This is a genomic window from Variovorax sp. P1_H12_2, assembly GCF_056405335.1.
Map to the genome: position 1 here is coordinate 1 of NZ_JBFUCI010000330.1, position 7,341 is coordinate 7,341.

Consider the following 7,341-nt stretch of genomic DNA (forward strand, 5'->3'; position numbering starts at 1 on the left):
GGGAAGAACTCGCTGTAGATGCGATTGAATTCATCGAAGTCGCGTGCGTCATCGAGCCAGACCGTGGTCTTCACCACGTCCTCGAGCGTGCAACCGGCCAATGAAAGTGCATGAGCGACGTTCTTCATCGTCTGGCGCGTGTGAGCCTCGATCCCGCCTGCGACGACGTTGCCGTTTTCGTCCCTGGCCACCTGTCCGGACACAAAGACGAAGCCGCCGGCCTTCGTCGCCAGCGAGCGCGGCAGCGTTCGTGTACCCGCATTGCTCTCTCGAAAGAACTCCGTCGTCATTTTCGGTACCTTTCGTGAAGAAGGGGACCCGGCGAGGTGCCGATGCGACCCGCCGGCACATTCTTCAGGAAGCGAAGTGCCGCGTAAAGTGCCGGGTCGTCGACGCCAAGGAGAACTCAGATGACCGTTGCGCGGATTCAGCAAGCGATTGAAGGGGGCGCCGGAAGCCCCCGCTTGTCGCACAGGTAGCTGATGACCATGTCGGCCGCATGGTGTAGCCGTGCCTGCACGCGGTCCGGCGCCCCCAGGTCGACGCCGAGCACATACGACAGCGTGTAGCGGTTGGTGATGAAGTACGAGCCCAGCCCCGAGATCGACACGTAGAGATCGACCCAGTCCGCATCCAGCCGGAACACACCCTGTTCCTTGCCCTTCTCGAGCACGTTGGCCAGGGCCGTGCGCAGCGGATTGAACATCGCCGCGATCTGCTTGGACTTGCGGATGTGCGCCGCCTTGTGCAGGTTCTCGGTCGACAGCAACTGCAGGAAATCAGGCTGATCGATGAAGTGCTGGATGGTCTTCATCACCAGTTCGCGCATGTCCTCGACCGGGTTGTCGCCGGTCAGCGCGAGCTCATTCTGCCGCTCGCGCATGGCGCCGTAGGCATGCTCCATCACTTCGATGAACAGGGCTTCCTTGCTCGCGAAGTAGTGATAGACCAGGTTCTTGCTGATCTTGCAGCGCGCGACGATGGCATCGACCCGCGCGCCGTCGTAGCCGTGCGCGGCGAACTCCTTGCTCGCGATCTTGACGATGCGCTCGCGCGTGGCCTGCGCATTGCGTGGCCGGCGCTTGGCCGTGGCGGCCTTGGTTTCTGTCATGGATTCACCGGTCTCCTGCGGGCTGGGCCCAACCCGGCCGCGCGAGTTTAGCGGGCCCATCCCGAACCTCTTGCCGAAACTGATGAAAGTTCGCGTTGACAGGCGGCCATCACGTCTCCTATATTTCGCTTCATATTGGACTAGCTAGTTAGTTAGTTTATCGGAGAGTCGGATTATCAACCAGCCGCGAGGCATGTGAAACGGAGTAGCGGATGAACTTGACCAAGAGCGCCTCTCGAGGCGTCCGCGTCGGGTGCGACATTGGAGGCACCTTCACGGACATCGTCCTGGCCCTGCCCGACGGCAGGCTGTTCGTGAACAAGACGTCGACCACGCCGGAGAACCTCGGCCTGGCGATCGTCAACGGCCTGGGCGCGCTGATCGATCAGGCCGGCGTGGCGCCCGGCGACATCACCGAGATCGTGCACGGCACCACCACGGCCTCGAACACGATCCTGCAGAAGGTCGGTGCGCCGACCGGCGTGCTGACCACCGAGGGCTTTCGCGACGTGCTCGAGATCGGCCGCATCCGCACGCCCACGATGTTCGACCTCGGCTGGTCCAAGCCCGAACCCCTGTCCACCCGGCGCTGGCGCCGCGGCATCCGCGAGCGCATCGATGCGCAGGGCCGCGTCGTCACGGCGCTCGACACGGCGCAACTGCTCGACGAGACGCGGCAGCTGGCCGACGAGGGCGTGACCTCGCTCGCGATCTGCTTCCTCAACAGCTATATCAATCCGGCGCACGAGCTGGCGGCCAAGGCGCTGCTGCAGCAGCACTTTCCGCAGCTGTTGCTGAGCGTCTCCTGCGAAGTGCTGCCGGAGATCAAGGAGTACGAGCGCACCAGCACGACGGTGGTCAACGCCTACATCCTGCCGGCCATGCGCACCTATCTGGCCCGGCTGCGCGACGACCTCACGCGCATGGGCATCACTGCCTCGCTGCAGGTGATGGCGTCGAACGGCGGCATGATGGGCATCGCCTCGGCCAGCGACAAGCCGGTCTTCGCGGTCGCCTCGGGACCGGCGGGCGGCGTGGCCGGTGCGGTCGAGATCGGCGCGCTCGGCGGCGACGCCGACCTGATCGTGTTCGACATGGGCGGCACCACCGCCAAGGCTTCGATCATCGCGAACGGCCAGCCCTCGCTGACCAACGAGTACGAGTTCCGCGACGGCATCAGTGCGCCGAGCCGCTTCGTCAAGGGCGGCGGCTACGTACTCAAGGTGCCGGCGATCGACATCGCCGAAGTCGGCGCCGGCGGCGGCTCGATCGCCTGGATCGATGCCGGCGGCCTGCTGTGCGTCGGCCCGGAATCGGCCGGCGCGCACCCGGGCCCGGCCTGCTACGGCAACGGCAATCCGCATCCGACGGTGACCGACGCCAACATGGTGCTCGGCTACCTGAATCCCAAGGCGCTGGCGGGCGGTAGCCTCAAAGTGTCGCCCGAACTGTCGAAGACGGCGATCGAACACGACGTTGGCCGACCGCTCGGGCTCAACCTGCTGGCTGCTGCGCATGGCGTGCGCCACGTCGCCAACGTCAACATGGCGCGTGCGATCCGCGCCGTCACGGTGGAACGCGGCCGCGATCCGCGCGAGATGTCGATGATCGCCTTCGGTGGCGGCGGTCCGCTGCATGCGGTCGCCGTGGCCCGGCTGCTCGGCATCAAGCGGGTGATCGCGCCGATCATGGCCGGCGTGTTCTGCTCGGCCGGCATGCTGTCGGCCGATGCCGAGCACAACTTCGTCAAGGCCGTACTGCGGCCGCTCGCGGACTGCGAGCCGGCCGCCATAGGCGCGATCGCGAATGCGCTGTCCGACAAGGGCTACACGGTGCTGGCATCGGAAGGCTATCCGCCGGAAGACGCGAGCGCCGTGCTGGCCGTCGACCTGCGCTACCTGGGCCAGAGCTCCGAGCTCACGATACCGCTGGCGTCGGCGCGCCTCGACGCCGACGTGGTCGCGCAACTCACGCGCGATTTCCAGGCGATGTACCAGCAGACCTTCGGCTACAGCAGTGACGAGCCGCTGGAGCTGGTCAACCTGCGGGTTTCGGCGCGCGGCCGGAGCAAGCACCGCCTCGACTTCGCCAGCTGCCAGGTCGACGCGACCGCGCTACAGGGCGAGAGCGGCACCCGGCTGGTGAGTTTCGCGGCCGGCGAAGCGCCCGTCATGACGCGCATCGTGCCGCGTGCGAGGATCGGCCAGTCGGCCGAGCAGGGGCCGATGGTGATCGAGTCCTACGACACCACCATCGTGGTTCCGCCGCACTGCAGCGTGCGATCGGACGCGATCGGCAACATCATCATCGACCTCCAGGAGCAAGCGCAATGACCATCCAGATCGACCCGATCACCTTCGCCGTGATCAAGAACGCGATGGACTCGATCGTCGACGAGGTCGCCTACACCGTGTTGCGCACCGCGCGCTCGGAGATCGTCAAGGACGTGATGGACTACTCGGCCGCGATCTGCGACCGCCAGGGGCGGATGATCGCGCAGGCCAAGACCATCGCGCTGCACCTGGGCGCGATCCCCGAGGCGATGGAGGCCGTCAAGGCGCGCTACGGCAACGACCTGGCGCCCGGCGACGCGATCATCGTCAACGACCCGTACCAGGGCGGCATGCACCTGCCCGACATTTTCATGTTCGTGCCGTTCTTCTACCAGGGCGAACTCGAAGGCTTCTGCGTCGTGATCTGCCACCACACCGACGTCGGCGGCCGCGTTCCGGGCTCCAACGCCAGCGACTCGACCGAGATCTACCAGGAAGGGCTGCGCATCCCGGTGGTCAAGTTCTACGACGGCGGCAAGGTCAACGACATCATGGAGCGCGTGATCGCGCAGAACGTGCGGGTGCCGGACCGGGTGCTCGGCGACCTGCGCGCGCAGTACGCCGCCTGCCAGGTCGGCGTGCGCGAGCTCACCAGCCTGCTCGACCGCTATGGCCGCGAGGGCGCACGCACCTATTTCGCCGAGCTGCTCGACTACGCCGAGCGCCTGACCCGTGCCGAGATACGGACCTGGCCCAAGGGCACCTTCACCTTCGAGGACTTCATCGACGACGACGGCCTGTCGCCGGAGCCGATCCCGATCCGGGTCGCGCTGACGGTGCATGAGGACCACGTCAGCGTCGACTACACCGGCTCGTCGCCGCAGGTTCGCGCGGCCATCAACTCGACCCGCTCGTACACCAACTCGTGCACCTACCTGAGCGTGCGCTGCGCGCTCAAGGGCGACGTGCCGAACAACGCCGGCGTATTCCGCTGCGTCGAGATCCACGTACCCGAAGGGACGGTGCTGAATCCGGTCGAGCCGGCGGCCGTCGCGGCCCGTGCGCTCACCGGCTACCGGGTGTTCGACACCATGCTCGGTGCGCTGGCCCAGGTGGTTCCCGACCGCATCCCGGCGGCGGGCGAGGGCGGCAACACGGTGGTCTGCCTGTCGGGAAAGCGGGACGATGGCCAACCCTACATCATCGTCGACATGATCTGCGGTGCCTGGGGCGCGCGGCCGCATGCCGATGGCGTCGAGGCCATCACCAACGCCTCGCAGAACCTGTCCAACACGCCGATCGAAACGCTGGAAGCGCAGCATCCGGTGCGAGTCGAGTCTTATGAGCTGCAGCCCGATTCGTGCGGTGCCGGCCGCTACCGCGGCGGCCTCGGCATCCAGCGCAGCTACCGCGTGCTGGCCGACGACGTGCTGCTGCAATTGCGCGCCGACCGAATGAAGTTTCAGCCCTACGGCCTCGATGGCGGTGGCGCGGCAGCCGCGGCATCGAACATCCTCACGCGCGGCGACGTCGACGAGGCGCTGCCGAGCAAGGTCGGCATGCAGATTGCACGAAACGACAAGGTGACGCACATCCAGCCGGGCGGCGGCGGATTCGGCAATCCCTTGCTACGCCCGCTGGCCGAGATCGAGAAAGACGTCTGGAATCGCAAGCTGAGCGCGGCGTTCGTGCGGCAGCACTACCTGGCGATCGTCGATCCGCATACCGGCAAGGCCGACCCCGCCGCGACGCGGGCGCTGCGCGCCGAGCGCGTGGCCAGCACCCCTTCCTGAACGGATTCCACCCACAACCTGCAACCGGAGAATGCAATGAAGCGACGGACACTGAGCACCGGGCTGGCGGCAATGATTGCCCTGCCCGTCCTTTCCCTGGGCGGCGCGCCAGCGCGTGCGCAAGGCGCGGAGAAACTGCGCGTGAGGCTGGATTTTTCGCCCTGGGGCATGCATGGTGCGATGCACCTGGCGCTGCAGAAAGGCCTGTTCAAGGCGCAGGGCCTGGACGTCGAAGTGCAGGACGGCACTGGCACCATCTCGACCCTGCAACTGCTGTCGGCAGGCCAGGCCGACATCGGCCAGGTCGCACTCGGCACGATGGCGGTCGCGAAGGAGAACGGGCTCGACCTGATCTCGGTGGCGGGTTTCGCGCGCACCGGCGACCTGGCGGTGCTGATGGACCAGTCGCTGGGCATCAAGACGCCCAAGGATCTCGCCGGCAAGAAGATCGTCTGCTTCACGACCAGCCCGTGGGCGCCTTTCATCGAGCCCTTCCTCAAGGCCAACGGCATGACGAAGAGCAGCATCGAGCTGGTGATGGTCGCGCCGAGCGCGATGATCTCGACCTATGCATCGGGCAACAGCGACGGCTTCATGTCGCAGGCGCCGTTCGGCCAGCCGATGGTGCTGAAGACGCGCAAGGCATCGGCGCTGCTCCTCGGTGACAGCGGCATCAGCTTCCCGAGCTACGGACTGGCGCTGACGCCGAAGACCCTCGAGAGCAAGCGCGAGGCGATCGCGAAGTTCGTCCAGGTGCAGGTCAAGGCCTGGCAGTACATCCACGATGGCCACGTCGACGAGGCGGTGGCCGCGATCATCGCCCAGCGGCCGAATGCCAAGCTTGATGCCGACGTGCTGCGCGGGCAGATCGCCGCCTATCGCCCGTTCTTCGAGAGTCCGACCGCCAAGAACCTGCCGTTCGGATTGCAGACCGACGCCGATTGGGCCGCGGCGATCAAGTCGATGGAGCAGACCGGCCAGATCAAGCCCGGCCACAAACCCTCGGATTACTACACCAATGCGCTCCTGGCCGTCTGAACCCGCTCCCGCGAGGAACACCCCCGTGTCCAGCTTCCTTGAGATCGAGCGGCTGAACAAGATCTACCGCTCGGAGCGCAAGCCGATCCATGCGCTGCAGGACATCGACCTGCACATCGAGGAAGGCGAGTTCGTCAGCATCGTCGGCCCGAGCGGCTGCGGCAAGAGCACGCTGATGCGCTGCATGGCCGGGCTCGAGCCGATCACCAGCGGCAAGCTCGCACTGCGCGGCAGGGACATCGATGCGCCGCCAGACGACATGGGCGTGGTGTTCCAGCGCGACCTGCTGCTCGAGTGGCGCAACATCCTCGACAACGTGCTGGTGGCAGCCGAGTTCCATGATCTCGATCGGCGCCAGCACGAGCCTCGGGCGCGCGAGTTGCTCGGCCTGTTCGGGCTGTCGGCCTTCCTCGACCGCTACCCGCGCGAGCTCTCCGGCGGCATGCGCCAGCGCGTGTCGATCTGCCGCGCCATGCTGCTCGACCCGCAGCTGCTACTGATGGATGAACCCTTCGGTGCGCTCGATCCGTTCACCCGCGACGAGCTCAATGCCGAGCTGCAGCGGACCTGGCTGGCCACGGGCAAGACCGTGGTCTTCATCACTCATTCGATCACCGAGGCGGTCTACCTCGGCGGCCGCGTGGTAATGATGGCGCGTGGGCCCGGCCGCATCGCCGACGTGATCCCGATCGAACTCGAGCGACCGCGCGGGCTCGACATCCGCGAGACGGCGGAGTTCGCCGCCTACGTCGCCCGCATCCGAGACACCTTCCGAGACATCGGCATCTTCAAGGGCTGATACCATGAAATACATCTGGGCCCGAACCGAGCGAAGCCGGCAGGCGATGTTCACGCTGCTGGTGCTGCTCGTGATCTGGGAGGCCTGCGTGCGAACGCTGGGCATTCGCGACTTCCTGCTGCCGGCGCCGTCCAAGATCATCGCGCAGTTCTTCGCCCAGCCGGGCTATCTGCTGCTCGAAAGCCTCGATACGCTGCGCACCACGCTCTATGGCTTCGCGCTCGCGCTGCTGCTCGGCGTGGCTGCGGCGATCGGCATCGTGTATTCGAAGTTCCTGGACCGCACACTCTACTCGCTGCTGGTCGCGCTGAACGCGGTGCCCAAGGT

6 protein-coding genes and 1 pseudogene are annotated in these 7,341 nt (G+C 66.3%); 5 read left to right on the forward strand and 2 right to left on the reverse strand.

The features are described from left to right. On the reverse strand, positions 1–290 hold a 290-nt coding region (locus AC1D2K_RS25750), incomplete at its 3' end, for a RidA family protein (protein WP_478092068.1). A 137-nt stretch (positions 291–427) separates the two neighbouring features. Beyond that, complete coding sequence (locus AC1D2K_RS25755) at positions 428–1,111, reverse strand: TetR family transcriptional regulator (RefSeq protein WP_478092070.1); 684 nt, start codon at positions 1,109–1,111, stop codon at positions 428–430. Between the two features lie 212 nt (positions 1,112–1,323). On the opposite strand from AC1D2K_RS25755, the gene AC1D2K_RS25760 reads away from it, so the two are divergent. The 5 genes and pseudogenes from AC1D2K_RS25760 to AC1D2K_RS25780 form a co-directional block, all read left to right on the forward strand. Further along, positions 1,324–3,444 carry a hydantoinase/oxoprolinase family protein gene (locus AC1D2K_RS25760; protein WP_478092072.1) on the forward strand — a complete coding sequence of 707 codons (2,121 nt, stop codon included), beginning with the start codon at positions 1,324–1,326 and terminating at the stop codon, positions 3,442–3,444. Further along, positions 3,441–5,177: a hydantoinase B/oxoprolinase family protein gene (locus tag AC1D2K_RS25765; RefSeq protein ID WP_478092074.1), complete on the forward strand. Its 1,737-nt coding sequence runs from the start codon at positions 3,441–3,443 to the stop codon at positions 5,175–5,177. Before AC1D2K_RS25760 ends, AC1D2K_RS25765 begins: the two co-directional genes overlap by 4 nt. Positions 5,178–5,213: 36 nt before the next feature. Further along, positions 5,214–6,215, forward strand: a complete 1,002-nt coding sequence (locus AC1D2K_RS25770) for an ABC transporter substrate-binding protein (RefSeq protein ID WP_478092076.1) — start codon at positions 5,214–5,216, stop codon at positions 6,213–6,215. Positions 6,216–6,240: 25 nt separating this feature from the next. Next, positions 6,241–7,014, forward strand: a complete 774-nt coding sequence (locus AC1D2K_RS25775) for an ABC transporter ATP-binding protein (RefSeq protein ID WP_478092078.1) — start codon at positions 6,241–6,243, stop codon at positions 7,012–7,014. Positions 7,015–7,018: 4 nt separating this feature from the next. Further along, positions 7,019–7,341 (forward strand): annotated as a pseudogene (locus AC1D2K_RS25780) (ABC transporter permease); the annotation flags it as partial.

Bases quoted from the DNA above. Each gene is read 5' to 3' on its own strand.
- AC1D2K_RS25755 (WP_478092070.1), bottom strand. From the start codon at position 1,111: ATGACAGAAACCAAGGCCGCCACGGCCAAGCGCCGGCCACGCAATGCG.
- AC1D2K_RS25770 (WP_478092076.1), top strand. From the start codon at position 5,214: ATGAAGCGACGGACACTGAGCACCGGGCTGGCGGCAATGATTGCCCTG.
- AC1D2K_RS25765 (WP_478092074.1), top strand. From the start codon at position 3,441: ATGACCATCCAGATCGACCCGATCACCTTCGCCGTGATCAAGAACGCG.
- AC1D2K_RS25760 (WP_478092072.1), top strand. From the start codon at position 1,324: ATGAACTTGACCAAGAGCGCCTCTCGAGGCGTCCGCGTCGGGTGCGAC.